Raw genomic sequence first — 23,376 nt, forward strand, 5'->3', positions numbered from 1 at the left:
AGCCGAGGGATCTTTCGCAGCCTGTCGCGGGTGTTTACGAGGAACTCGTCACCCAAAGCATGCATGAACAGATGGAGCAGTTGAACGCAGCAGGTTGGAAAGCCATCGATGACGAGGTCAGCGAAGAATCGTCCCCCCATGTGCTCGCCCGGCACATCAGTCAGGCCGTAAGTCGACGACTCAGTCAGCTGCCGCCTGACCAGCGCGTCGCCGTAGCAAACCAGATCATCGGGGCACTCTCATCCGACCCCTCCGGCCTTGAAAACAGCGATGGGGCCGAGCTCATCGCCGATGGACCCCGCCAGCTCCTCGCCCTGGCCGAGAAGGAAGCTCCCGGGGTCTACGCGATACGCCCGCTCACGCCGCTATCGGAGACCGCGCTCATCACCAACTCCCCTGAGGATCCAAACCTCGGTAGTGAGTTGCGCGCTGAGCTAGCAACTGCTGACCGCATTGACCTGATCTGCGCCTTCGTGAAGTGGTACGGCCTCCGAGTACTCGAAGACTCTCTGCGCGCTGCCGCGGAACGCGGTGTGCCCATCCGAGTCATCACAACCACATACATCGGGGCAACTGACCGACATGCACTCGACCGACTCGTCCGTGACTTCGGTGCTGAGGTGAAGGTCAACTACGAGATCCGTTCGACACGCCTCCATGCAAAAGCCTGGCTGTTCCGCCGCAAGAGCGGCTTCGATACGGCCTATGTCGGCAGCTCCAACCTCTCAAAGGCCGCATTGCTCGACGGCCTGGAGTGGAACGTTCGCCTATCGTCAGTGGCCACTCCGGCTGTGCTCAACAAGTTCGAGGCCACCTTCGACGCGTATTGGAACGACATCGCTTTTGAGCCCTACAACCCGGATCTCGACGCCCACAAGTTGGACGAAGCACTGCTCCTGGCAGGCGGGTCGTCGGCCAGCCAAGACTCCAAAATCAGTCTCTCTGGACTGGAAGTTCGGCCCCACCCACACCAGGCCGACATGCTGGAGCGGCTGCGTGTCGCGCGTGAGGTTCACGGTCACCGGCACAACTTGCTAGTTGCCGCAACCGGTACGGGCAAGACAGTCATGGCCGCCCTTGACTACCGCAATCTGCACAAAGAGTGGGGCGGCAAGCAGTACCCGCGGCTTCTCTTTGTGGCGCACCGCAAGGAGATCCTGAAGCAGTCGCTGCGCATGTACCGCGAAGTACTCGATGACGCATCCTTCGGCGAAGCGCTCTTCAGCGGCGAGCTGCCACGCGACTGGAAGCACGTCTTCGCAAGCGTCCAATCGCTCACCGACCAGCGCCTCGACCAGTTCGCCCCGGAACACTTCGACATCATCGTCATCGACGAGTTCCATCATGCGACGGCTACGACGTATCGCCGCGTTCTCAACCACTTCAGGCCGAAGCAGCTCCTCGGCCTGACCGCCACCCCCGAACGCGCCGACGGACTAAACGTCCAGGACACATTCTTTGAGGGACGGATTGCCGCCGAGATGCGGCTATGGGAGGCCCTCGACAACAACCTCCTCTGCCCGTTCCACTACTTCGGAGTGCCCGACGGCACGGACCTAACCCGCCTCAACTGGCGTTCTGGTGCATACGACCAGGGCCAACTCGGCGACTTGTTCTCCGCCGACCATGCCCGGGCCCGTATCGTCATCAAGCAGGTACGGGACAAAGTGTCCGACCCGATGGGCATGCGGGCTCTCGGCTTCTGCGTCAGCAGGAAGCACGCTCACTTCATGGCGAAGTGCTTCCAAGATGCAGGCTTCAAAGCTGCGGCCCTGGACAGCGCGTCGAAGCCCGAGGTCCGCGACCAAGTTCTGTCTCAACTCAAGTCCGGAGAGATCCAAGTTATCTTCTCCGTAGACCTCTTCAACGAGGGCTTGGACATCCCTGACGTCGATACGCTGCTTCTCCTCCGCCCAACGAGCAGCGCCACCGTCTTCCTTCAGCAACTCGGTCGAGGCCTGCGCCGCACGCCGAACAAGCCCGTGCTCACTGTGCTCGACTTCATCGGACAGCATCGTGCCGAGTTCCGCTTCGAGGAGCAGTTCCGCGCGATGACCAACCTGTCTCGTAACCGGCTCCTTGAGCATGCTGAGCACGACTTCCCTCTCCTCCCGTCCGGCTGCCAGATCATCCTGGAAGGCAAGTCCAAGGACCTAATTCTGGGCAACATCCGTACCCAGCTCAAGGCGACCGTCCAGACCCTCGCTAAGGAGGTTAGATCCTTCGACACGCCTCTCCTTGCGGACTATCTCAGGGAGAGTCGTCGCGAAATCAGGGAGTTGTACAAGTCAAGCAACTCATGGACGTCTGTGCTACGCCGAGCCGGCCTGGCAGACCTGCCTGAACAGCCTGGCGAGGAAGATCTACTGAAGCGTGTGCAAGCTTTCCTGCACGTCGATGACCGTGAACGTGCTGAGGCATATACCCGCCTGTTGAGCGATGACGCTCCAAGCTATGAGTCGCTGAATGCACGAGACCAAGCCTACGCGCGCATGCTCTTCTTCAACCTTTGGGACAAGGCTGGTGGATTCAACTCCTACATGCAGGGGCTTGAATCACTCCGTGAGCAGCGATCCCTCCGTAGCGAACTTCGGCAGGTACTCGACCACGTGATGGGGCAGGCCGACCACTTCCCCATTCCTTTGGAGGGCCCACACGCACACATCCCTTTGAAAATCCACAGCGCGTACAACCGCTCGGAGATTCTGGCAGCGCTTGGCGTAGCCCGCCTCGGCGGTCAGATGCCTGGTTCCTTTGCGCAGGGTGTCCTGTGGGACGAGTCGAACCAGACGGATGCACTGCTGATCACTCTCGAGAAGAACGAGAAGGACTTCTCCCCAACTGTCCGGTACAAGGACTACGCGTTGACTCCCTCCCTCTTCCACTGGGAGTCGCAGAGCACAACCGCAGACACCTCGCGCACAGGCCTGCGATACCAGCAGCACAGCCAACGCGGAAGCCACGTGCTGCTGTTCATGCGGCGCTACAAGGACACCGACATAGGCAAGGCCCAACCCTGGATGTTGCTCGGCCCGGCTACCTATGTCCAGCACGAGGGGAGTAAGCCCATGGCCATCACCTGGCGACTGCATTACGAGCTGCCAGCGGATGTGTGGTCGTACTCGGCCATTGCTGCGGGCTAGCAGACCGGACGCTCAGACAACCTCGCCGACCTCAGCCTCGAAGTGAGACTGCGCCCGGTCGAGTACGTCATCGGGGTCAAAGCCGTGTGCACGCAACCAGTGCAGCATGTCGGCCATGACCCCGATGGCAGCATCCTCCGCCACGGCCATGCTCAGCACACTGCCCTCACCAGGCACGGGTCCACCGTGCGGGAGTCGCCACGATCCGTACAGGTCAAGAATGGCCTCGGCCCGCGTGACACGGGGCCCAGTCGCCTGACCGCCGGCAGAGGAGGAGTCGACAGCAAGCTCACACCACACCACCTTGGAACGCCCTCGCGGCTCCACGCCCCACCTGTGTTCGGACAGGGCATCGACGAGTGCCATTCCTCGACCCGACTCCAGCGCACTACTTGCAGCGAGCAAGGTAGGCAACGCCCTCGCATCACAGTCCTCGATTTCCAGACGTAGATACGGCCCGCTGAGCGCTAGGCGCAGCGTGGCGGGGGTTCCCTGACCTACATGCTGGATGACGTTGGTCGCCAGCTCCGACAGGCAAATCTCCGCCGCATCAACATGCTCGCGCAGCCCCCAAAGGATGAGCTGGAGCTTCAGCGTCCTCCTCAGCTGGGAGAGTTCACTCGCCTGAGCAACGAACTGTTGCACCCAGGGCTCCCGCCCGACGCAACCGTTCACGTAGATCATCTCCGACCACCTTTCACGCGCTTCGTTGCACACCGTGCATGCGGCGATGACTCTTAGTGAGAGAGTTGCAGTGCACGTCCCGCCGTGCAACATGCATGAGGGGATTCCCCCTATAGGGTGATTGGCCTTTCGCGCCCCTTCCGATGGGATGGAACATCCGCTAGCCCTCGAGGAGTTGACATGGCCGGATCCCCCACGGCTCGACGTCGCCGTCTTGCGATCGAGCTCAAGCGTCTGCGCGAAGAGAGCCGCCTGACGTGCAGCCAAGTGGGCAAGCAGCTGGACTGGAGCAGTTCCAAAGTCAGCCGCATGGAGACAGGGCAAGGGCGCGTCCAACCCTCAGACGTCGACGCCCTCTGCCGCCTCTACGCGACTCCCGATGATCTGCGTGGCCTCCTAAAGGAGCTGGCCAAGGAGTCAAAGACGAAGGGGTGGTGGCACGCGCACGGCGATGCGATCCCCGCTTGGTTCTCGGTGTATGTCGGCCTCGAACAGGCAGTTTCCGACCTGCGCACCTATCACGCCGAGTTCATCCCAGGCCTGCTGCAAACACATGAGTACGCCGCCGAACTGAGTCGGGCGTGGGTTGACCACACTCCCGAGGACATTCAGCGCATGGTCGACGTCCGGATGCGGCGCCAGGAACTACTCATCAGCGACAGTGCACCCGACTTGTGGGCAGTTGTCCATCAGAGTGCTCTGCTGCACACGATCGGCAGCCGCCAGGTCATGACCCGGCAACTCGAACGTATGCTGGAAATCCAGAAGCTGAAGAACGTGACCGTCCAGGTCCTGCCGTTCGACGCAGGCGCCTATCCAACCACCGGGTCGTTCACGGTCCTCGGCTTCCCAGAACAGGAGGACCCAGACTTGGTGTACCGAGAAGGGCTCACCGATTCGGTGTACCTCGAAGAGCCCAAGGACGTAGCCCTCTACACGAAGGCGTTCGACCATCTCAGGGCCTTGGCACTGAGCCCCCAGCGCTCGGCCTTGCTGATCACAAGACTCCTGGAGGAGAACTCCCGATGATGCCGCCGTCGAGCATTCGCTGGCGCAAGAGCAGCTACAGCAACGGCATGGGGGGCGAGTGCTTGGAGCTTGCCGCATTCGCCGGGGCGATCGCGATACGCGACTCCAAGGTCGCCGAGGGCCCACAGCTCATGCTGAGCACCGCTGCATGGCAGGGCTTTGTGCGGTCCCTGCCATCAGGCAACCAAGAGTCCATTAGCTGACTGGCTGCCGCGGATCACGGACGATTTCTCCAGCTCTCTGGAGGAAGGTGGCGTGGGCCTGCGCCATCTCTCCTCTAGCCCGGTCAAATCCGGTCCAAGCTGCGCTCATCCCTGTGGAACTTGCGCGCTCCACCTGCAGCAAAGAGCTCACAGCAGCTATCGACTTCTCCGTTACCTCGTAGGCCAACCCATTCGCCTCAATTGGGCCCCAAAGCGCCAATTGGCTGGTTTTTGCCTGCAAATCGAGCGCACGCTCCCCCAACTCACGCCTTGCTTCCTCGCCAAGCGCAACTCCTTGCCGCACCTCGGGAGCGATGCGTGCGAGCGCTTCATCGAGAGCGGCAAAAGCCGCGAAGAGAGCAGCAAAAGACTGATGTCGCTGACTGCGCACCCACTGCCAGTGCTCCGCTGCGGCCTGGCCATGCACTTGCGCTAGCGCCGCCTCAACTGCCTTACGTCCGCCGGCTTCCGCTCCGCTCTTGGCGTACCTACCGGCGATCACAGCCCCGATGACTGCAGCTGCGAAAGCGATAACACCCGTGATGAGTGTCCCCGTCACCTCACTCATCACACCATCCTCGCCTGCGCCTGGCGCTGCCACAACGGCCCCCAGGCAATCCACATCACCTGCCGCACTCCACCAACACTGAACGCACTAACCTCGACCCATGACGACACCCCCCTCCAGGTTCCAACCTGGCGACATCCTCACGCGTAAGCAGATCCATCCCGTACTCGGTGGCAGCGGTTACGCCGGAATCTGTCCAGCAGTGGAGAAACGGAACGTCCTCATCTTCTCCGACGGCGAGATTGGTAAACGCTACGGGTATCGCGACGGATGGCTCTCCGAGGACGACGACCTGGGCCCCATATTCACCTACACCGGAGCGGGGAAGCAGGGGGATCAAACTCTCGATGGCGGGAACGCCTCGATCTTGAGGCACGCAGAAAAGGGGCGCACTCTACACTTATTTATCGCCATAGGTAAGGTTCCAGGAACTGACACGCGAACACACAAATATATAGGAAAGTTCAAGGTCGACGAGCGCAAGCCGTTCGAGACCCGAGAAGCCAAGGACGAACGAGGCAACGACCGAAACGTCATTGTCTTCCGACTGCGCCCTATCGGTCCATACGTCCGGGAGGCTGCCGACACTCTCCAACTGGCCCCAGAATCGCGGTCTCGGTTCAATCAGACCACGGGCCGCTTCGCTCGGGCCATCCGACGCCAGAAGCGCCAGCTCCAACGGCAAACCGACATCGACCAGGTGGAAGCGGCCCGTGATGACTTGGCCGACGCCTTCGAGGAGCGGAAGGTCGCAGCTGGAGAATCGATCGGCCAACTGGAGCTGTCGATGCGGAACTCAAGCTCGCGACTCATGCTGGACCTCTACGACCGAGGGAACAACACGGTTTACGAGCCAACGGGTAGCGCGGCAAGCGAATCGATCACTCAGGCCCTCGCTCAACTGCTCCTTGCACGGAGCCACTTGAGAAGCCTCACACACGATCAGCCCCTCCACCTCATGGTTCTCTCACCCGCACTACCGCGCGAGGACCTCCGTGACCTGCTCGCTGAACACGGGATAGGCATCGTGTACCGCAACGGCAGCGGCCACTTCACTGAGTTCGAGGGAAGCACCACCACCTCAAGCAGCGCTGCTCGATCTTTGCGCTGTCTGGATTGTCCCGTGCCTGCGTAGCAACCGGCTCAGCGTTGGCATTGAGGAGCCCTCCACGTGTGATCCATCACAGCCCCAGCGAGCCGCGAATGTCCGCGTACCTCAAGGCCAGTGAAGGGATGATCCGTGTCCGAAGAGGACTCTGATCGAGTGGCGATTACGGCCCGGAAACAGTTGCATCGGGGCGTGACAAGATAGCCGTGGCCGATTCAAGGTGGCAGCGCAGTGCGGGAGTTCATCGGAGCGATATTGATGCGCGGCAAGATGCCAGCAGGCGCACTCGGGTGACGGACGAGTCGAGGGCGGCTCTGACTCGCGTGAGACGCAGACCGTGAAACCCCTGACCTCCGACGGAACCGACATGGTTCATCGAGAATGCGGAGATTGGCGGATGAGCCTCAGCGGCTCAGGATGAATCTCGCATTGGGTGACCCCGGCCACACAAGCCATACCCATGTTCCTGATATGTTCACGGCGACCAAACACCCGGAAGGATCACCTTCCGGGTATCTCTGTGCATTCGCACAAGGGGGAAGCCCGAATGTTCGCGAGGAAACTCACTGTGCCCGCCGTGGGCGCCTGCACTGTCGCGCGGCTTGTCCATATCCCTTGTGCGGCAACCGTATCCAAGGGGAATTGTGGGCAGCGGCCGCGGTAGGCGTAGGGGAACCAGGCGTCAGGGAAGGCTCGCGCTGGGCCTGGTCTCGGCGGTGGTGGCGTCGGCGCTCCTGGTCGGATGGCTGTACTGCCGCGGCTTGCGTGTGGAGCATGTCAACGGTGAGGGGCCGCTTCAGTCCGACACCGCTCAGGGCGCCACGTCGGTGTACGCGCCGGCTGATGTGCCGTGGGCGGTGACGTTCGGGAGCTATCTGCTCTGTTCGACCAGCGGTGAGCCGATCGTCCTCGACGGGATCCGCTACCGCTCGCCGGTCCGGCCCAGGTCGGTCTCCCTCAAGCTGCGGACGGTCACCCCGCGGATGTGGAAGGCAGGTGTCGACGCGGGTTATCTCGGTGCCGCGCTGGGTGAACCCCCGCATTTCCAGAAGCGGAAGGTGCTCGGGCGTTATGAGGATGCCCGCGCCGGCCGTCGTATTACTCAGAGCTGCGCCGACCAGGACCGGGAAGGGGCCGGTTACACCGAGTTGCTGTTCGTCCTGGACGTCGGTGAGGCGGGTGGGTTCATCGACGCCGCCTGGATCGACTACCGCGTGGGTGGGAAGCCGTACACGCTGCGGCTGGACTGGAAGATGGTCGCCTGCGGAGCGAAGGTCCCGGACACGGTGGACGGGGTTGTCATGTGTGACGGGGAGCAGTCCTAGGGGTCGTCTCAGCCAACGGTGGCTATTGCGGCAGGAGTAGAAGCGAAGGCCAGTCCGCGTGGAATTCAACTTCGTGTCGTCCAGGGTGCGTTACTGGTTTGTGCACGGTGGCGCGGCTGCGTTGGTGGCGTCTTCCGGCGCGCCCGCGGTTCTGAGGGCGAACGGGTCGGGGCCTGGTAAGGCCGGTGTAGGTCCGGTGTGATGCTGCGCTCGCGTAATGGTGTTGACGGAGAGTCCGGTCCTTGGATTCGTTCCGCACGGGTGGCGTCGCGTTTTCCGGTCCGTGGCCGTCGCGGGAGAGGGCACCGTAACCGGTTCGGCCCATCGCCCCGTATGGCGGCCCCGATGAGCGGTGCGGGCGATATCGGATTAGCCTCCGAAATGAGCGCGAAGTGGATCTTTTACGGTGCGCGCTCTACTCAACTAAGGAGGAGAAATGCGCAAGCTTCAGAGGGCCGCTGTCGCGGCCGCCATGCTCGGTGGTCTCACTCTCATAGCCACGCCCGCCGCCACAGCCCAGCCGATGGGAGGCCATGGGGGCTGCAAGTCCCACGACCTGAACCTCGCTCTCCTCAACAACATCGGGATTGCCAACGGTCTGCTGGGCAATGCCGTCAACGGTGAGGGCAATGCCGGCGGGCAAGTCTTCCACCAGGGCTCCAGCTGCGGACACCACTGATCAACAGGAGTTGTGTTACGTAGCTCGCCCATGTGGATCTCGGCGCCCGGGTCTCCGACTCGGGCGCCGAGCTCTGTCTTCACGACCAAAGTTGCAGGTGTCGTAGACCATCGGCCGACGGCGGGGGCAGGGGAAGGTCTCCAGACTTGGCGCTGGGTCGCGGTCGGCGGCCCGGGATGTGTGTCGTCAGGGAAGCCGGGCGTGGGGGACATGAGGGGTACGGGGGATCTTTCGAAGCGGGGCACTGCGTCGGGCGGTGCGCCGGAGCGCGATGCCGACGCCGTCGCTGTAGTCGCCGAGTCGGCCTGGGTTCTTGTGCTCTTCTGGGTCGGGTGCGGGGTCGTCGTCGGCTGGTTGGCGCCGCTGCTCGCGGACTGGCTCGTGACGCTGCCCTGGGCGCCCCTGGAGGGGCCGGCCGAGTTGCTCAGTTCCGTTCCTGAGCCGTGGCGCACCATCGGTGGCGTGGGTGTGGGGGCGCTGCTGGGGCTGGTCGTCGGGCTCATCGTGGTGCATGAGTCGCTGGCGGTCGGCGTCTCCCGTGGCCGGGTGGTCCTCACGGTCAGGGACTCGTCGCAGGAGTTCGGGTGCGATGAGGTCGGCCTGGTGGTGCGGGACGGGAAGCAGCTCGTGCTGCTCGGTCCGGACGGTATGGAGATCGCTCGGGAGGACTGTGCCCTGCCCTGGCGGAAGCTTGCCGACGCCTTCGCCGAGCGTGGTTACCGGTGGGCGGACGAGGATCCGCACCGGGAGGAGTTCAGGCGCTGGGTGCCCGGTGTGCCCGGTCTGCCCGAAGGGGCGGACGCGCTGCTCAGGGCCCGTGCGGCGGCTCGGGAGAAGGACGAGAGCGCCGAGGACGCCCGGGAGCTGCGCAGGGAGCTGCTGAGGCTCGGTGTCGTCGTACGGGATGAGAAGAAGCGACAGTACTGGCGTATGCCTCAGCGACCCTGACGTTCCAGAAGGCTGACGTCTCGAAAGCTGATGCTCCAGCATCTGACGGGCGAGAACCTGATGGGCCAGCACCTGACGGGCCAGAACCTGAGGCCCCAGAAACCTGATGGACCCGGAAGCCTGATGGGTGCCCGGATACCTGATGGCCTAGAACCTGACGCCCCGACACCCTTATGGCCGCATCTTGAGGACTCCCTTCGGCCGGATCCGGTTCGAAGGGCTGTTCCCCCGGCTGGAAGGATTGCGCGGACCACTGGAGGAGAAGGGGGATGAGCGTGATCGTGCTCGTCTTGGTCGGCGTTCTCGTGCTCGCCGTCGGAGGGTGTGTCTGCGTCGTGTGGGCGTCTCGGGGCGGCCCGCGCTGGGTGCGCGGTGTGGCCGCCGTGACCCTGGCGCTCGGCGAGTTGGTGCGGAAGTCGGGGCGTTCGGGGCGGGGGTCGAGCTCGAACTCGTACTCGGACTCCGGTTCGAGTGAGTGAAGGCGTGCTGTCCGCCGACGGGGCGTAGGGCAGGAAACGCGGGCCGCGTCGAGAGCCTGTCTCGGCGCGGCCCGCGGTCGGTCCGCCTGTGCGGGGCTGGGCAGGTAGCGCAGCACGACCTTGCCGCCGGGTCGGGGCGGGGCGGGTCGGGTCGTACCGGGTCAGCCGGTCGTCTTCGGCCGCGTCTGCGGCGGCGCCGTCACCGCTCCCCCGCCCTGCGTCAGCAGCCACTCCCGGTGCAGTGCCCCCAGCGGAATCCTCTTCTGGAGGACGGGCGTGCCGAAGATGGTCAGTTGGAGCTGGAGGGAGCCGGTCAGGTCGACGCCACCGTAGAGGGCGTAGGCGCCTGACACCGTTCCCGTGCCGTCGGCGGAGCCCTCGGCCGACGCGTCGGCGTGGGCGCGGACGTAGGGGGCGAGGTCGGCGGTGACGCCCACCGTGCCGTAGAGGCCCACGGTTGCCTCGGCGCCCAGGGCCGCCTTGACGTCGCCGGCCGCCGTGACGCGGGCCTTCAGGGGCTCGCCGGTCATGTCGGACTCGCTGACCGGGGTCCAGCCCTTGGCCCAGGAGAACGTGCCGCCGACGCGGAAGTCGCCCTTGAGGTCCTGTTCGACGTCGACGGTGACCCGGCCGTCCGCGTTCACCTGGATGTAGCAGGTCAGGTCCAGATTGACGACCACGGGGACGGGGCCGACCTGGATCACCGGGTCGGAGTGGAGCTCGGCGAACGGGATACGGATGGGCTGTCCGCCGGTCGAGCCGGCCGCGCGGCCCTTCAGGGACCACTGGGAGGCCCAGTCGCCGGACAGACCCAGGAAGGCACCGCCGGGCGAGGCACCGGTGCCGGTGCCGGAGCCGTCGTACGAGAACGCGACCTCGGGGGCGAGCTGGACGTAGCCCTCCACGGATGCGGACGCCGACGCGGGGGCGCCCTCGGCCGTGGCGATCGCCGCGCCCACGTCGATACGCAGGCTGCCCAGCGGGAGTTTCGCGCCCTCGGGGCCGAAGCGGAGGTCACCCGTCTTGGCCCAGGAGACCTTCACGCCCTGGACGAGCGGTTCGACCCGCATGGCCGACGGGTCCACCGGGACCGTGCCCTCGGCCTTGCTCTCACCGAGTACGGAGTTGAGCTTCGCCGGTTCGGTCTCGACGGTCGTGTCGCCGTCCTCCGTGGCGCCGACCACCTGCGTGACCTCGGCCAGGACGCCGTCGGGGGCACCGGGGGCCGGTGCGCTGGCGATGATGTCGCCGACGGCGACCGGGGCGGCGCGCTTCGCGGGGTCCGGTGAGGGGCTGGGCGAGGAGCCGGTTGCGGGGCTGGTGGGAGAGCCCGCCGAGGGTGTCGCCGGTGGGGTGGTGGGCGGTTTCGCGGCCGAGGGCGCCTTTATGACGGCACGTCCGCTCTTTCGGTCGTACGAGGCGACCTTGAGGGAGGACTTCTTCGCCGCGCCTCCCTCGCCCGCGTCGGCCACCGCGGTGGGGGCGGCCGTACCGGACGGGGGCGACACGACGGCGAGTTGTTCCTCGGCCGCGGCGGCCGCGGGGGTCTCGGCCGCCCTTGTGGCCGGTGTGCCGGTGGCAGTGGTCGGGGTGCTGGTGGCGCAGCCTGTGGTCAGCAGGGCCGCGAGGGTGACTGCCGGCAGGAAGGCATGTCGGTTGAGCCTGGGTCTGTGCACGCGTTGTCCTCGGGAGCGATGTATGGGGGTGCGCTGCAGGAGGTGACGGGTGAGGAGCGGGCCTGCTGCGGCGGGCGGCGGCAGACGGGCGTGTCAGGGCATGCCGATGGTCAGGTTTCGCGGCATGCAGGTACGGCCGTTGCGGCGCTGTGCGCAGACGGTGGTTACCCCCCAGTAGTCATGCATGAGCATGCCAGTGACGCTGGGGCAGCATCCGCTTTCTTTGCGCGATAAGTCGGTGACGTGAGTCACAACGGCGTACGTCAGGGGCGCGCGGTGGGAGGAGGGCCGGGCGGGTGAATTTTCCGCCCGGCCTGCGGGGGGGGAGAGACGAAGGGGTCGTCGTCAGTTGCCGCAGCCGTTCCCGGGGTCCGCCGGTGCTGGCTGCGGGGCGGGCGCGGGGGTGGGGCCGGGGTCGGTCGTGTCAGGCGGGGTGGGGTCAGCCGGGGCCTGCGGGGCTTCAGGCGTCTCGGGTGCCTGCGGGACTTCGGGCGCCTCGGGTGCCTGCGGAACTTCGGGCACCTCGGGCGTCTCCGGGACTTCGGGCACCTCGGGCGCCTGCGGAACTTCGGGCACCTCGGGCGTCTCCGGCGCTTCCGGAGTCTCCGGCGTCTCCGGCGTCTCCGGCGTCTCCGGCGTCTCCGGCGCCTCCTCAACCGGCCCCGGCTCCGAAGGAGTTGAGGGATTCTCCGCCCCCGGGTCGTCCGGGTACGGCTCCTCGTGCCCGGGCTCCTCCGGATCCGGCTTCCCCGGCTGCTCCCCCACCGGATCGGCCGGTGCGGGCGCCGGCGGGTTGGCCGGCGGAGGCTCGGGCGCCGGCTCGGCGTGCGGCGGCGCCGGCACCTCAACCTCAGCACCGGGCCCCTCGCCCGACGGCTCCTCGGCAACCGGCTCATCGACCACTGGCACCTCGGCACCCGGCACCTCTGCACCCGGCACTTCGACCACCGGCCCAACCGCAGCCACCGGCCCCCTCACCGCCGTATCCGAGCCCGAGCCCGAACCCGAACCCGAACCCGCGTCGGAGTCGGAGCCCGAACCACCAGCATCGAAAGCCGCCGCACCCGCACCCCCCGCCCGGGACGCCACCGCGGCCACACCCCCCGGCTTCCCCGGCGCCTCGACAGGCCCCTCCGACGGGCGTGCGGCCGCCGGCGTCTCCGCGAGCGGCACCTGGGGTGAAAGCGGTGCGGGAGAGGGGTCGTTCACGCCCAGCGCGATCATCATCGCGAGGGCCGCGCCGGCGACCGTCGCCCCCGCGGCGATCGCCGTCGGCACCTTCGCACCGCCCGCTCCACCGGTCACCGCCTGGCGGGCCGAGTGCAGCGCGCCGCCGATCTGACCGCCGAGAGCGGCCGTGGCGCCGGCGGATCCGGCAGCGCCCGCCGCGAAGGACAGCAGGAACTTGCCCGCGCCTCCGACGGCGAAGACCAGCAGGGCCGGTCCGACCAGTGCGGGCAGACGGTCGTTGGCGCGCATGAGTACCGCGAGCCGACCGCGGCAGTCGTCGCAGGCGTCCACGTGGGCGAGCAGGCGTTCCGACTGGCGCGGGGTCGCGTTGCCGCGCACGTACGCCGGCATGCGCACCCAGTGGACCTCGCAGGCGGGGTCGTCGGGGGCGCCGGTCTGGGAGCGCAGGAAGGCCTGGCGCATGCCCTCGCGGGCCCGGTGCAGGAGTACGGCCGTCGCGCCCTGCTTGGCGCCGATGCGCTCTCCGACCGTCTCCAGCGGCTGCCCCTCAGCCTCCGCGAGCCACAGGGCCTGCACCCAGCGCTCGGGGAGCTGGCCCAGCACCCGCACCAACAGGTCGACGGAGGAGACCTGTTCGGCCGGGTCGGCCGGGTCCCCGGCGTGGACGGCGATCTCCGTCCGCTCGGCGGCGGTCCGCGGGTCGTGCGGGGTCTCGCGCTCGCCCGCGGCCGTCGCCGCCAGGTGCCGCACCGTCGTCATCAGGTACGCCGGGACGTTCTCGATCTCGTGCCCCTCCGACAGCCGCCGCCAGACACGGAAGTGCGCCTCGGCGACGACGTCCTCGGCGGCCCAGGAGTTGTTCCGGGTCAGCGAGCGCGCGTAGGCGACCAGGCGCGGCTGCTGTTCCTCGTAGATGCGGGCGTACGAGGCGGTGGCGGACGCGGTCACAGACGTGGTCGCGGACGCGGTCACGGACTCGGGAGGTGACGCCTGGGCGGGCACCTTGGGGGAACCGTCGGACATGGCGGGGACGCTCCAGTCGCCTGTCGGCCTGGTGGGCGCGGACGAGTTTGTCAGCGTAGATGACTAAAATCTCAACCAAACGGTTCGCGTGAGTTAGATCACAGCAAGCGCGTTCCGGTTCGGCGTAATCAATAGGCCCGGCGCCGGGTCGAGAAGGCGCAATGTCAGCCACACAGGAAAAGGCCCACCATGCGCCGCACCCTCGAACAGCCCGTCCGCGCCCGCCTCGTCACCCCCGGCTACCCGCAGCTGCCGATACGCCCCACCCTGCGCTACTCCGCCGCCGAGCCCTTCGCCGTGCACTTCGACTTCCCGGCCCATGTCTCGGACGACCAGCGAGGGGTCACCTGGACGTTCGCCCGCTCACTGCTGGAGGAGGGGCTCGACGGGGCGGCCGGGATCGGGGACGTCCGCATCGTGCCGCGCGGGCGGTCCCGTACGGTCGTGGAGTTCCACGCGCCGCACGGGATGGCCGCGATCAGATTCGGTACGGCCTCCCTCCGGCGGTTCCTGCAACGGTCGTACGCCGTCGTCGAACCGGGGAGAGAGGACCTGGGGCAGGAACTGGACCTCTGCCTCATGTCCCTGCTCGACGGGGTCTGAGGATCAGCCCTCGTCACCGGCCCGGTCGAACCGGTCGGCCCGGCCCGCCCGATCGGTCCTCATACCGGCCTCGATACCGCTCTGGTCCGTGAGGAAGGCGTGCAGGTGCTCGATGGCTGAGTGGGCGCAGCCATCGGCGAAGACCAGCGCTGGAGCGAGCTGGGGGAGGGTGAGGATCGCCGAATCAGTGTCGTCCATGGCCGTCGTTCTTCCCGGGCCGCCGATTTTCGTTCGGGCGAGCCGCCCGACTCCCGTACCACGCCCTAGATTTCCCTTGTCTGCCGGATTGAAGGGAGCCCTCGTCCCATGACGACCGCCGCCGCTGCCGAGCAGCCCGTGGACCAAGCCGTCCACCACTACGACCGGTTCCTCGCCGAGCACTACACCTGGATGCTCGGCGGCGATCTCGACGCGCTCGCCGCCGTGCAGCGCGCCTCCCTCGCGGCGTGGGGCGTGACCCCTGAGTCGGCGGCAGGTCCGGCGGGCGGGGCGCTCGCCGTGGATCTGGGGTGCGGGCCGGGGCACGCGAGCCTGGCGCTGGCCGGGCTGGGCTGGGCTTCGACTCCGTCCTCGCGGTCGACCTGAGCCGTCCCCTGCTGGGCGAACTCGTCGCGCACGCGGCCCACTTGCCCGGGGTGCGACCGGTGCGGGCGGATGTGCGGACCGCTCTGCGGGAGCTGGTGCGGCCCGGGTCGGCGGCAGCCGTCGTATGCCTGGGAGACACGCTGACGCATCTGCCGACCCGCGGTGACGTGGCCGCCCTCTTCGCCGACGCCGCCGCCGCGCTCGCGCCCGGAGGGACGGCCGTGTTCGGCTACCGCGACCTGACGGTCCCGCTCACCGGTACCGACCGTTTCCTCCCGGTCCGCGCCACCGAGGACCGGATCATGACCTGCTTCCTGGAGTACCCGGACGACTACAACGACTACACGGTCGTCGTGCACGACCTGATCCACACGCGGGACGGCACCCACCCGGGCGCCGACTGGACCCTCACCGCCCACAGTTACCGCAAACTGCGACTCTCCCACGCCTGGCTGCTGGAGCAACTCCGCACGGCGGGGCTGCGCGTGCGGCACGAGGAGAGCGGGCCGGGGGGCATGCGGACGGTCGTGCTCGGGCGTTGAGGAGTCGCGCCGAGGGCTGACGTACGGGTCCGTCTGCCCGGGAATCGGCAAATGGTTTGTCCGGCGAAGTCGGCCCGCCCTACAGTGAGCCGACTTCGAAGAGACGTTCCCCCGGAAACACGCCGCAGAGCGGGAGCGTCCCACCTCACGGTTCTCATCGGGATCACCGAGGTGCAGGAGGGGCGGCAGCCGCCTTTGTCGACCCCTCTTCTCCTTCGGAGGCTCCTCCATGAACAACGTCGCTCCGAACGTGGGCATCGGCCTGCCCATCGGCGACCCGCCCACCCTGCTCACCTGGGCCCGGCGTGCCGACGCCGGCCCCTTCAGCACACTCGGTCTGCTCGACCGGCTCGTGTACGACAACCCCGAACCGCTGGTCGCCCTGTCCGTCCTCGCGGGCGCCACCACCCGCGTCCGCGTCCAGACCGAGGTGCTGCTCGCCCCGCTGCGCGACACCGCCCTGCTGGCCAAGCAGGCCGCCACCCTGGACCGGATGACCGGCGGTCGCTTCGTCCTCGGCCTGGGCATCGGCGGCCGGGACGACGACCACCTCGCCACGGGCACCGACCCGCGCACCCGGGGCCGGCGCCTGGACGAGCAGATGGCGTTGATGTGCCGCCTGTGGCGGGGCGAGTCGTACGGTGACGGCGTCGGCCCGATCGGTCCGGCGCCCGCCCGCCCCGGCGGCCCGGAGATCCTTTTCGGCGGCTTCAAGCCCGCCGCCCTCGAACGCGTCGCACGCTGGGGCGACGGCTTCCTCGCGGCCGCGGCGCCCTCCTGGGCGGGCGGCCTGTTCGACACCGTCCGGGACTTGTGGAAGGAGTACGGCCGCGACGGCGCGCCCCGTCTCGTGGCCCAGGTGAACGTCGCGCTCGGCCCGCGGGACGTGCTCGACGACGCGCGTGCCCGCATGCACGCGTACTACGCCTTCACCGGCATGGCCGACCGCATGGTGGCCGGCCTGCTGACCACCCCCGCCGAGATCCGCACCGCGATCGCCGCGTTCGCCGGCCTCGGCGCCGACGAGGTCATGCTCTACTGCTATGGCCTCGACCCGGACCAGGTGGACCGCCTGGCCGAGATCATCTGACGCCCTTGGCTGTGACGCCGTTCCTGTGACGCCGTTCCTGTGACGCCCCGGAGGCCACGTGTTACTGCTGCTCCTGCTGTTCGTGGTCGTCGTGGTGATCGTCGCCGTCGCTCTGTGCGGATACGGCGGCGGCACCCTGGCCGCCGACGGCATCCGGCGTGCGAGCGCCCCCGTCCGGCTGCGCGGCCTCGCCGCCCTCGCGGGCGCGGGCGCGTGCGCGCTGTACGCGTGGGGGCTGCTCGCCGTCTGCGGCGCGGTCCTGTCGGCGGAGGACGGCGGCGCCGACTCGTCACCGCCGCATTCCTGCCGCACGCAGGGCTGGTGGGAACGGCATCAGCAGGGCGTCGAGATCGTCGGCCACACGGTGTCGTACGTCCCGCTCGGGTTCGTCTGCGAGACGAGCGACGGCGGGAGCTACGACACCGGTGACGTGCCCGGATACGTCAACCCGGGCGTGGTGGCCCTGGCCCTCACCGCCGCCGGGTGCGCCATCGGGGCGGGGTACGCGTCGGAGCTGCGTGCCCGTGCCGAGTCGCGGAAAGAGCAGGCCGGTTAGCCTCGGTTCTCGACAGCCCGGCAGCTCGACAGCAGCGGCCGGCGGAAATGGTGGGAGGCAGACATGGCGAAGATCCCCAGCGCGGCGGTCGCCGCGGGCGGACTCGTCGGAGGGTACGGCGTGGCCCGCTGGACGAAGAAGCGGCAGCTCGGCGGGGCCGTACTGGCCGTCGCGGGGGCCGCGGCCGCGCAGCAGTGGCGGCAGCGGGCCGGCGGGAAGGCGGCGGGGGCGCTGACCGCCGCGTATGTCGCCGCCTTCGCCGGGTCGCATCCGCTGGCCAAGAAGGTCGGCGCCTGGCCCGCCGTCCTCGGGGTCGCGGGGGCGGTCGCCCTGGCGTCCTGGGCGGTGGCGGACCGCAACGGCTGAGCCGGCCGGGCGATTCTCCCTCGCCCGGCCCCGTCGGCCCGGGCTGCCGGACGAGTTCGGGCGGTGCGCCGGGCCTTCGCCGGCCCGCGGTCACGGCTGGTCGCGCACGTCGTCCCGGACTGAACCGGGCCCGGCGGGCAGGTGCGTCAACACGTTCACCACCCGCCCGTTCGGGTCCCGTACGAAGAACCGCCGTACACCCCACTCCTCGTCCCGGAGCTCCCGGACGACCTCCGCGCCCGACGCCACCACCTGCGCGTACACGGCGTCGACGTCCTCCACCTCCACGCTCAGGTCGGAGACGACGGGGGCGGTGCGTTCCTCGGTGAAGAAGCTGATCTGGGCGGTGGGATTGGCGGGGGACGCCAGGGTCGTCACCCAGCCCATGTGCATGACCTCCTCGAAGCCGAGAAGGCCGTAGAAGTCACGGCTGGTCGCCATCTGCTCGGCGGAGTCGACCCGGTGGTTGGGGACGATCCTGCGGACGGTCATCGGATGCGGCTCCTCGTCGGCGGCGGCGTCGGTGCTCTGTGATCGGTGTCGGCCCGGTGATCGGTGTGGGTTCCCAGTGATCGGTGTGCGTTCCCAGTGATCGGTGTCCGGAGTTTTTGTTATCCCCCGCGGTCTGCCTCCGTCTCCTCACCGTCCCCAGCCGCAGGCACGCGAGGAATTGACGACGTGACACGACAGATCAGCCGCCGGAGCATGTTCAAGGCCGCGGGCGCGGCAGCCGGAGCCGTCGGTATCGGTACGGCCGTGACGCCCACCCCTGCCGTCGCGGCGGGGACGTATGCCCACCCCGGCCTCCTGCACACCCGCGCCGATCTCGACCGTATGGCCGCGAAGGTGAAGGCGGGCGCCGCCCCCTACACGGCCGGGTTCGCCAAGCTGACCGCCAACCGGCACTCGCAGACCGGCTGGGCGGCCAATCCGCAGGCGACCGTGATCCGGGGTGGGGCCGGCCAGAACTACGGGATCCTCTACAACGACATCCACGCCGCCTTCCAGAACGCCCTGCGCGGACACGTCAGCGGCGACAGCGCGCATCTCGACACCGCCGTGGCCATCCTCAACGCCTGGTCGGCCAAGCTGACCGGCCTCGGCGGCAACGCCGACCGCTTCCTGGCCTCCGGTCTGTACGGGTACCAGATCGCCAACGCCGCCGAACTCGTCCGCGACCATCCCGACTTCGAGCTCGGGCGGTTCCAGGAGCTGCTGACCAAGGTCTTCGCGCCGCTCAGCGACGACTTCCTGGTCAGCCACAACGGCGCCGTCGTCAGCAACTACTGGACCAACTGGGACCTGGCGAACATGTGCTGCGTCCTGGCGACCGGCATCCTCTGCGACGACAAGGCCCAGGTCGCCCGCGCCGTCGACTACTTCAAGCACGGCGAGGGCCTCGGCTCCCTCCGCAACGCCATCCCCGTCGTGCACGACGACGGACTCGCCGAATGGCTGGAGGCCGGCCGCGACCAGGGGCACGCCCTCCTCGGCGTCGGCCTGATGGGCACCTTCTGCGAGATGGCCTGGAACCAGGGCGTCGACCTGTACGGCTACGACGACAACCGCTTCTTCAAGGGCGCCCAGTACGTCGCCAAGTGGGCCATGGGCGGTGACGTGCCGTTCACCGACAACACCCGCAGGAAGGGCGCGATCAACGGCTGGTCGGGCTCGGAGACGGTGACCGAGGCCGCGCCCGTGGACCCGGCGATGACCCGCCCCATCTGGGCGATGATCGCCAACCACTACACCAAGCGCCGGGGCCTGTCGGCGTCGTACCTCACACAGATCGTCGCCAAGGCCGGGCCGGAGGGCGGCGGCGGGGACTACGGCCCCAACAGCGGCGGCTACGACCAACTGGGCTTCGGCACGCTGGCGTTCACGCGGGACAAGGCCACGGGGACGGGCGGCTCGCCCAGTCCGGCGGCGTCGGGGTCGGCGTCGGCCGCGGCCGGTTCGGGTGGTGGGTCCGGATCGGGGTCGGGGTCGGATGCCCGGCCGCAGACGGGAAGCGGAAGCGCGGCTTCGCCCTCCGCGTCCACCTCCTCCGGCGCCGACGGTGACCTCGCCGCCACCGGCTCCAACGAGATCATCGGCTGGACGGCCGCCACCGGTATCACCGCCCTCGCCGGCGGCATGCTCCTGCTGCGCCGCCGCGACCGGGTCCGGCGCGAGTCGCAGTAGCGGCAGCCCGCCAGAGGTACCACGATCCCCGGTCCCGGCTCCCACCACGAGGGGCGCCGGGACCGGTCCGGCGCCGTCTCCCCTACGCCCCCAGTGCCCGCGACACCGTGTAGATCAGCAACCCGGCCAGCGAGCCGACCACCGTGCCGTTGATCCGGATGAACTGCAGGTCACGGCCGATGTGTGCCTCGATCTTCCTCGTGGTGTGCGAGGGGTCCCAGCTCGCCACGGTGTCGGTGATCAGGGAGGTGATCTCCTTGCGGTACGTCGTCACGACGTGCACCGCCGCGTCCTCGACCCAGCGGTCCACCTTGTTCTGCATCGAGGGCTCGGCCGCCATGCGGGCGCCCACGGACAGCAGGGAGGCACGCACGCGCAGGCGCAGCTCGCTGCGCTCGTCGTCGGCCGCCGACACGATCATGGCGCGGACGGCGGTCCAGGCGGACGCGATCAGGTCCTGGACCTCGCCCCGGGCCAGCACCTCGCCCTTCAGCCGCTCCACGCGCGCGCGTGTGTCGGTGTCGGACTGCAGGTCGGAGGCGAAGTCGATGAGGAACCGGTCGAGGGCGCCGCGGGCCGGGTGGGAGGGCATGTCGCGCATCTCGACGCAGAAGCGGAGCAGTTCCTTGTAGACCCGCTCGCCGACCTTCTTGTCGACGAACTTCGGCGTCCAGCCGGGCGCGCCGCCCTGAACCGCGCCCATGATCTCGTCATCGTGCAGGATCAGCCAGTCGTGCGCCTTCGCCACGATCAGGTCGACGGCCCGTCGGTGGCCGCCGTCGGCGACGATTCCCTCCAGCATCTTGCCTATGCCGGGCGCGATCTCGCGGGCGTCGGCCCGCCGGGTGATCGCCTCGCCGACCACCGCCTGGACGTCGGAGTCGCGCAGCACCGTCAGGGCGCCTCTGAGCGCCGTCGCCAGCTCGGCCGTCACCCGGTCGGCGTGCACCGGTTCCGCCAGCCAGGCGCCCAGCCGGCTGCCGATGCCGACGGCGCGCAGACGCTGTCGTACGACGTCCTCGGAGAGGAAGTTCTCGCCGACGAACTCGCCCAGCGAGACCCCCAGCTGGTCCTTCTTGTTGGGGATGATCGCGGTGTGCGGGATGGGGATGCCCAGCGGATGGCGGAACAGGGCCGTCACCGCGAACCAGTCGGCGAGCGCGCCGACCATGCCGGCCTCGGCGGCCGCCGCGACATAGCCGGCCCAGGCGCCGGCGCCCTCGTTCGACGCCCATTTGGCGAGGACGTAGATCAGCGCCACGAGCAGCAGCATCCCGGTCGCGGTGATCTTCATCTGCCGTACGCCGCGCTGCTTCTCCTCGTCGGCTTCGGTGAAGGTCGTCATCGCACGTACGGCCGATGCGGGGACACGCCGGTTATCGGCGGCAGCCGGCCGGGCATGCTGCTCTACGTCAGGCGTTCCCGATTCATCCGGATTCGTACGTTCCATCCGCTCCATCCGTCCAGGATCCCCCGCACATATTGTCCCTACCTGACCGACTCCTGGAACGAATCAAGAGTTCCCGGCGTCTGTCCGGTGGGGGGAGGTCGATGGCGAACTCCGGATGAACTCCGGCGGCCCAATGGGGGGTCCGTGCAACTCCCTTCTGCCTCATGACGCATCATGAGGTGATCACATCGGAGCCTCGGGCTCCCATCCGCCCGAGGAGACACGCACCGCATGACCAGGCGAAACGGTTATGCCCTGCTTGCCGCGATGATCGCCCTGATCGTCACGCTTTCCGCCGCCATATACGTCGGAGTCGCCTCCGACGACGGCAGCGCCACCGACAGGAGCGCCCCCAGCCGGGAAGGCTCCCAGCGCGGCCCCGTCGCCCCCGCCTCCACCGGCATCTGGGTCGGCGCCTGGTCCGCCTCCCCGGTCGGCGCCGAGCCCGGCACCGAGGTCGAGGGCCTGGTGGGCCGCTCGGTGCGCAACGTCGTCCACACCAGTGTCGGCGGTACGAGTGCCCGGATCACGCTGTCCAACCTGTACGGCCAGTCGGCGCTGACGATCACGCACGCGTCGATCGCCGTGGCGGCCGGCACCGGCACCGCGGCCGCCCTCGCGGACACCATGCGGCGGCTGACCTTCGGCGGCAACACCACGGTCGTCATCCCGCCGGGGCAGCAGGTGCTGAGCGACGCCGTGCGCCTGGCGATCCAGGCGGACGCCGACATCCTGGTCACCACCTACTCCCCCACGCCGTCCGGCCCGGTGACCTACCACCCTCACGCGCGCCAGATCAGCTACGTGGCCGAGGGCGACCTCACCGAGGACGCCACCGGCGTGGCGTACACCGGGCAGGCCGAGTCCTGGCGGTACCTGACCGCGCTGGACGTGCTCAGCAACGAGTCCGACGGCACGGTCGTGGTCTTCGGCGACTCGCTGACCGACGGCATCACGTCCACGGAGAACGCCAACCGCCGCTGGACGGACGTGCTGTCGCGCCGGCTGCGCGAGGCGGTCGCGACCGGTGCGGACGTGCCGCGCTACAGCGTCGTCAACCAGGGGATCAGCGGCAACCAGATCCTCGCCAGCGGCTCCGGGCGCCCCGCGGACAACCAGGCCGGCGTCGGCCGCTTCCACCGCGACGTCCTCTCCCGTACGAACGTCAAGGTCGTCGTCATCGACCTCGGCGTCAACGACATCCTGCGCAACCCGAACCTCGCCGACCCCGACCGCATCCTCGACGGCCTGCGCACCCTGGTCCGCCAGGCCCACGCCCGCGGCCTGAAGGTCATCGGCGCGACCCTGATGCCCTTCCAGGGCCACCGCGGCTACACCGACGCCCGCGAGAACGTCCGCCAGCAGATCAACAGCGAGATCCGCGCGGGCCGGGTCTTCGACGCGGTCGCCGACTTCGACGAGGCCGTCCGCGACCCGTACAACCCCCGCAAGTTCCGCCCCGACTACGACTCGGGAGACCACCTCCACCCCAGCGACAAGGGCTACGAACAGATGGCGAACTCCTTCGACCTGGACGACCTGAAGGGCGCGGCACCGGCGGAGCTGTAGTTGCCCGGGGGCTGACCCGCGAAGCGACGCGCCACCGCAGCAGCCTGCCGCGCACATCGGCCGAGGCAGCTTGCCGCCCACATCGGCCGAGGCGCATCGGCCGGCGCGCCCTGCCGGGCATCGGCCGACGCGGCCGACCAGTCCCCGCGTTGCGGGCCGCCTCCGCCCCGCGGTCTCCCAAGCCTGCCTAGCCTGCGGGCAGTCGTGCCGCTGGGGCGGCACCCGTCCCACAGAGAGCGGCACGCCGCCGGCGCGGGCGAGCGTCCGCAGCTCTGAGCCAGCCAGAGCGCCGGGCAGTCACACCCACCCACCTACAGGCCCTGCGCCTTGGGCGGCACCCGCCCCACACAGAGCGGCACCCCGTCGGCGCGAGCG

General features: G+C 68.4%; 23 protein-coding genes. 16 read left to right on the forward strand and 7 right to left on the reverse strand.

Annotation, left to right across the window (positions count from 1 at the left end; all coding sequences use genetic code 11):
- The first annotated feature begins 59 nt into the window (after positions 1–59).
- The gene (locus EJ357_RS17220) at positions 60–3,143 is read left to right on the forward strand and encodes a DUF3427 domain-containing protein (RefSeq protein ID WP_228473178.1); all 3,084 of its coding nucleotides are present in this window, start codon (positions 60–62) and stop codon (positions 3,141–3,143) included.
- Between the two features lie 12 nt (positions 3,144–3,155).
- Here the strand turns inward: EJ357_RS17220 and EJ357_RS17225 are convergent, their stop codons facing one another.
- Entirely contained in the window at positions 3,156–3,827 is a 672-nt protein-coding gene (locus tag EJ357_RS17225; protein ID WP_126392482.1) for an ATP-binding protein, read from the reverse strand.
- A 180-nt stretch (positions 3,828–4,007) separates the two neighbouring features.
- Between EJ357_RS17225 and EJ357_RS17230 the strand changes: the two genes are divergently transcribed.
- The gene (locus tag EJ357_RS17230; protein WP_126392484.1) at positions 4,008–4,856 is read left to right on the forward strand and encodes a helix-turn-helix domain-containing protein; all 849 of its coding nucleotides are present in this window, start codon (positions 4,008–4,010) and stop codon (positions 4,854–4,856) included.
- On the forward strand, positions 4,856–5,059 hold the full coding sequence (locus EJ357_RS17235) for a DUF397 domain-containing protein (protein WP_228473179.1): 204 nt from the start codon (positions 4,856–4,858) through the stop codon (positions 5,057–5,059). Before EJ357_RS17230 ends, EJ357_RS17235 begins: the two co-directional genes overlap by 1 nt.
- Here EJ357_RS17235 and EJ357_RS17240 read toward each other — a convergent pair.
- A complete protein-coding gene (locus EJ357_RS17240) occupies positions 5,052–5,627 on the reverse strand; it encodes a hypothetical protein (RefSeq protein WP_126392488.1) in 576 nt (191 codons plus the stop codon). The two genes, EJ357_RS17235 and EJ357_RS17240, sit on opposite strands and share 8 nt — an antisense overlap.
- A gap of 100 nt (positions 5,628–5,727) precedes the next feature.
- On the opposite strand from EJ357_RS17240, the gene EJ357_RS17245 reads away from it, so the two are divergent.
- The 5 genes from EJ357_RS17245 (at position 5,728) to EJ357_RS17265 (ending at position 10,166) form a co-directional block, all read left to right on the forward strand.
- Positions 5,728–6,762: a hypothetical protein gene (locus EJ357_RS17245; RefSeq protein ID WP_126392490.1), complete on the forward strand. Its 1,035-nt coding sequence runs from the start codon at positions 5,728–5,730 to the stop codon at positions 6,760–6,762.
- Positions 6,763–7,454: 692 nt separating this feature from the next.
- On the forward strand, positions 7,455–8,060 hold the full coding sequence (locus EJ357_RS17250) for a hypothetical protein (protein WP_228473082.1): 606 nt from the start codon (positions 7,455–7,457) through the stop codon (positions 8,058–8,060).
- A gap of 436 nt (positions 8,061–8,496) precedes the next feature.
- Complete coding sequence (locus tag EJ357_RS17255; protein ID WP_126392492.1) at positions 8,497–8,739, forward strand: hypothetical protein; 243 nt, start codon at positions 8,497–8,499, stop codon at positions 8,737–8,739.
- Between the two features lie 210 nt (positions 8,740–8,949).
- A complete protein-coding gene (locus EJ357_RS17260) occupies positions 8,950–9,687 on the forward strand; it encodes a YqeB family protein (RefSeq protein WP_228473180.1) in 738 nt (245 codons plus the stop codon).
- Positions 9,688–9,956: 269 nt separating this feature from the next.
- Positions 9,957–10,166 (forward strand): hypothetical protein, encoded by a 210-nt coding sequence (locus EJ357_RS17265; protein ID WP_126392494.1) that lies wholly within the window; start codon positions 9,957–9,959, stop codon positions 10,164–10,166.
- A 161-nt stretch (positions 10,167–10,327) separates the two neighbouring features.
- Here the strand turns inward: EJ357_RS17265 and EJ357_RS17270 are convergent, their stop codons facing one another.
- Both EJ357_RS17270 and EJ357_RS17275 read right to left on the reverse strand, forming a co-directional pair.
- The gene (locus tag EJ357_RS17270; RefSeq protein WP_126392496.1) at positions 10,328–11,842 is read right to left on the reverse strand and encodes a hypothetical protein; all 1,515 of its coding nucleotides are present in this window, start codon (positions 11,840–11,842) and stop codon (positions 10,328–10,330) included.
- Between the two features lie 345 nt (positions 11,843–12,187).
- Positions 12,188–14,056, reverse strand: a complete 1,869-nt coding sequence (locus EJ357_RS17275) for a sigma-70 family RNA polymerase sigma factor (protein ID WP_126392498.1) — start codon at positions 14,054–14,056, stop codon at positions 12,188–12,190.
- Positions 14,057–14,245: 189 nt separating this feature from the next.
- On the opposite strand from EJ357_RS17275, the gene EJ357_RS17280 reads away from it, so the two are divergent.
- Positions 14,246–14,659, forward strand: a complete 414-nt coding sequence (locus tag EJ357_RS17280; RefSeq protein ID WP_126392500.1) for an SsgA family sporulation/cell division regulator — start codon at positions 14,246–14,248, stop codon at positions 14,657–14,659.
- A gap of 3 nt (positions 14,660–14,662) precedes the next feature.
- Here the strand turns inward: EJ357_RS17280 and EJ357_RS17285 are convergent, their stop codons facing one another.
- Positions 14,663–14,857: a hypothetical protein gene (locus EJ357_RS17285; RefSeq protein ID WP_126392502.1), complete on the reverse strand. Its 195-nt coding sequence runs from the start codon at positions 14,855–14,857 to the stop codon at positions 14,663–14,665.
- Positions 14,858–14,965: 108 nt separating this feature from the next.
- On the opposite strand from EJ357_RS17285, the gene EJ357_RS49370 reads away from it, so the two are divergent.
- From EJ357_RS49370 to EJ357_RS17305, 5 genes are all read left to right on the forward strand, one after another.
- Positions 14,966–15,244, forward strand: a complete 279-nt coding sequence (locus tag EJ357_RS49370; protein ID WP_228473083.1) for a hypothetical protein — start codon at positions 14,966–14,968, stop codon at positions 15,242–15,244.
- A gap of 59 nt (positions 15,245–15,303) precedes the next feature.
- On the forward strand, positions 15,304–15,786 hold the full coding sequence (locus tag EJ357_RS49375) for a hypothetical protein (RefSeq protein WP_228473084.1): 483 nt from the start codon (positions 15,304–15,306) through the stop codon (positions 15,784–15,786).
- A gap of 229 nt (positions 15,787–16,015) precedes the next feature.
- The gene (locus EJ357_RS17295) at positions 16,016–16,876 is read left to right on the forward strand and encodes an LLM class flavin-dependent oxidoreductase (protein WP_126392504.1); all 861 of its coding nucleotides are present in this window, start codon (positions 16,016–16,018) and stop codon (positions 16,874–16,876) included.
- 58 nt (positions 16,877–16,934) lie between these two features.
- Positions 16,935–17,432, forward strand: a complete 498-nt coding sequence (locus EJ357_RS17300) for a hypothetical protein (RefSeq protein ID WP_126392506.1) — start codon at positions 16,935–16,937, stop codon at positions 17,430–17,432.
- Positions 17,433–17,495: 63 nt separating this feature from the next.
- Positions 17,496–17,798: a hypothetical protein gene (locus EJ357_RS17305; RefSeq protein WP_126392508.1), complete on the forward strand. Its 303-nt coding sequence runs from the start codon at positions 17,496–17,498 to the stop codon at positions 17,796–17,798.
- Between the two features lie 90 nt (positions 17,799–17,888).
- Here EJ357_RS17305 and EJ357_RS17310 read toward each other — a convergent pair whose 3' ends face one another.
- A complete protein-coding gene (locus EJ357_RS17310; RefSeq protein ID WP_126392510.1) occupies positions 17,889–18,290 on the reverse strand; it encodes a VOC family protein in 402 nt (133 codons plus the stop codon).
- Positions 18,291–18,503: 213 nt separating this feature from the next.
- Between EJ357_RS17310 and EJ357_RS17315 the strand changes: the two genes are divergently transcribed.
- Positions 18,504–19,982, forward strand: coding sequence for an alginate lyase family protein (locus EJ357_RS17315; protein ID WP_126399579.1), 1,479 nt, complete (start codon positions 18,504–18,506; stop codon positions 19,980–19,982).
- 82 nt (positions 19,983–20,064) lie between these two features.
- Here the strand turns inward: EJ357_RS17315 and EJ357_RS17320 are convergent, their stop codons facing one another.
- Positions 20,065–21,441, reverse strand: coding sequence for a DUF445 domain-containing protein (locus tag EJ357_RS17320; RefSeq protein ID WP_126392512.1), 1,377 nt, complete (start codon positions 21,439–21,441; stop codon positions 20,065–20,067).
- Between the two features lie 222 nt (positions 21,442–21,663).
- Here EJ357_RS17320 and EJ357_RS17325 point away from each other — a divergent pair, with 222 nt between their 5' ends.
- Complete coding sequence (locus EJ357_RS17325) at positions 21,664–23,001, forward strand: SGNH/GDSL hydrolase family protein (protein ID WP_126392514.1); 1,338 nt, start codon at positions 21,664–21,666, stop codon at positions 22,999–23,001.
- Positions 23,002–23,376 lie beyond the last annotated feature (375 nt).

Origin of the sequence: Streptomyces cyaneochromogenes, from assembly GCF_003963535.1 — a bacterium.
In the GTDB taxonomy this organism is placed as follows: domain Bacteria; phylum Actinomycetota; class Actinomycetes; order Streptomycetales; family Streptomycetaceae; genus Streptomyces; species Streptomyces shaanxiensis.

Bases quoted from the DNA above. Each gene is read 5' to 3' on its own strand.
- EJ357_RS17295 (WP_126392504.1), top strand. From the start codon at position 16,016: ATGAACAACGTCGCTCCGAACGTGGGCATCGGCCTGCCCATCGGCGAC.
- EJ357_RS17310 (WP_126392510.1), bottom strand. From the start codon at position 18,290: ATGACCGTCCGCAGGATCGTCCCCAACCACCGGGTCGACTCCGCCGAG.
- EJ357_RS49370 (WP_228473083.1), top strand. From the start codon at position 14,966: ATGACGACCGCCGCCGCTGCCGAGCAGCCCGTGGACCAAGCCGTCCAC.
- EJ357_RS17230 (WP_126392484.1), top strand. From the start codon at position 4,008: ATGGCCGGATCCCCCACGGCTCGACGTCGCCGTCTTGCGATCGAGCTC.
- EJ357_RS17325 (WP_126392514.1), top strand. From the start codon at position 21,664: ATGACCAGGCGAAACGGTTATGCCCTGCTTGCCGCGATGATCGCCCTG.
- EJ357_RS17320 (WP_126392512.1), bottom strand. From the start codon at position 21,441: ATGGAGCGGATGGAACGTACGAATCCGGATGAATCGGGAACGCCTGAC.
- EJ357_RS17245 (WP_126392490.1), top strand. From the start codon at position 5,728: ATGACGACACCCCCCTCCAGGTTCCAACCTGGCGACATCCTCACGCGT.
- EJ357_RS17260 (WP_228473180.1), top strand. From the start codon at position 8,950: ATGAGGGGTACGGGGGATCTTTCGAAGCGGGGCACTGCGTCGGGCGGT.
- EJ357_RS17285 (WP_126392502.1), bottom strand. From the start codon at position 14,857: ATGGACGACACTGATTCGGCGATCCTCACCCTCCCCCAGCTCGCTCCA.
- EJ357_RS17235 (WP_228473179.1), top strand. From the start codon at position 4,856: ATGCCGCCGTCGAGCATTCGCTGGCGCAAGAGCAGCTACAGCAACGGC.
- EJ357_RS17220 (WP_228473178.1), top strand. From the start codon at position 60: ATGCATGAACAGATGGAGCAGTTGAACGCAGCAGGTTGGAAAGCCATC.
- EJ357_RS17265 (WP_126392494.1), top strand. From the start codon at position 9,957: ATGAGCGTGATCGTGCTCGTCTTGGTCGGCGTTCTCGTGCTCGCCGTC.
- EJ357_RS17240 (WP_126392488.1), bottom strand. From the start codon at position 5,627: ATGAGTGAGGTGACGGGGACACTCATCACGGGTGTTATCGCTTTCGCA.
- EJ357_RS17225 (WP_126392482.1), bottom strand. From the start codon at position 3,827: ATGATCTACGTGAACGGTTGCGTCGGGCGGGAGCCCTGGGTGCAACAG.
- EJ357_RS17255 (WP_126392492.1), top strand. From the start codon at position 8,497: ATGCGCAAGCTTCAGAGGGCCGCTGTCGCGGCCGCCATGCTCGGTGGT.
- EJ357_RS17280 (WP_126392500.1), top strand. From the start codon at position 14,246: ATGCGCCGCACCCTCGAACAGCCCGTCCGCGCCCGCCTCGTCACCCCC.
- EJ357_RS17305 (WP_126392508.1), top strand. From the start codon at position 17,496: ATGGCGAAGATCCCCAGCGCGGCGGTCGCCGCGGGCGGACTCGTCGGA.
- EJ357_RS17315 (WP_126399579.1), top strand. From the start codon at position 18,504: ATGTTCAAGGCCGCGGGCGCGGCAGCCGGAGCCGTCGGTATCGGTACG.
- EJ357_RS17275 (WP_126392498.1), bottom strand. From the start codon at position 14,056: ATGTCCGACGGTTCCCCCAAGGTGCCCGCCCAGGCGTCACCTCCCGAG.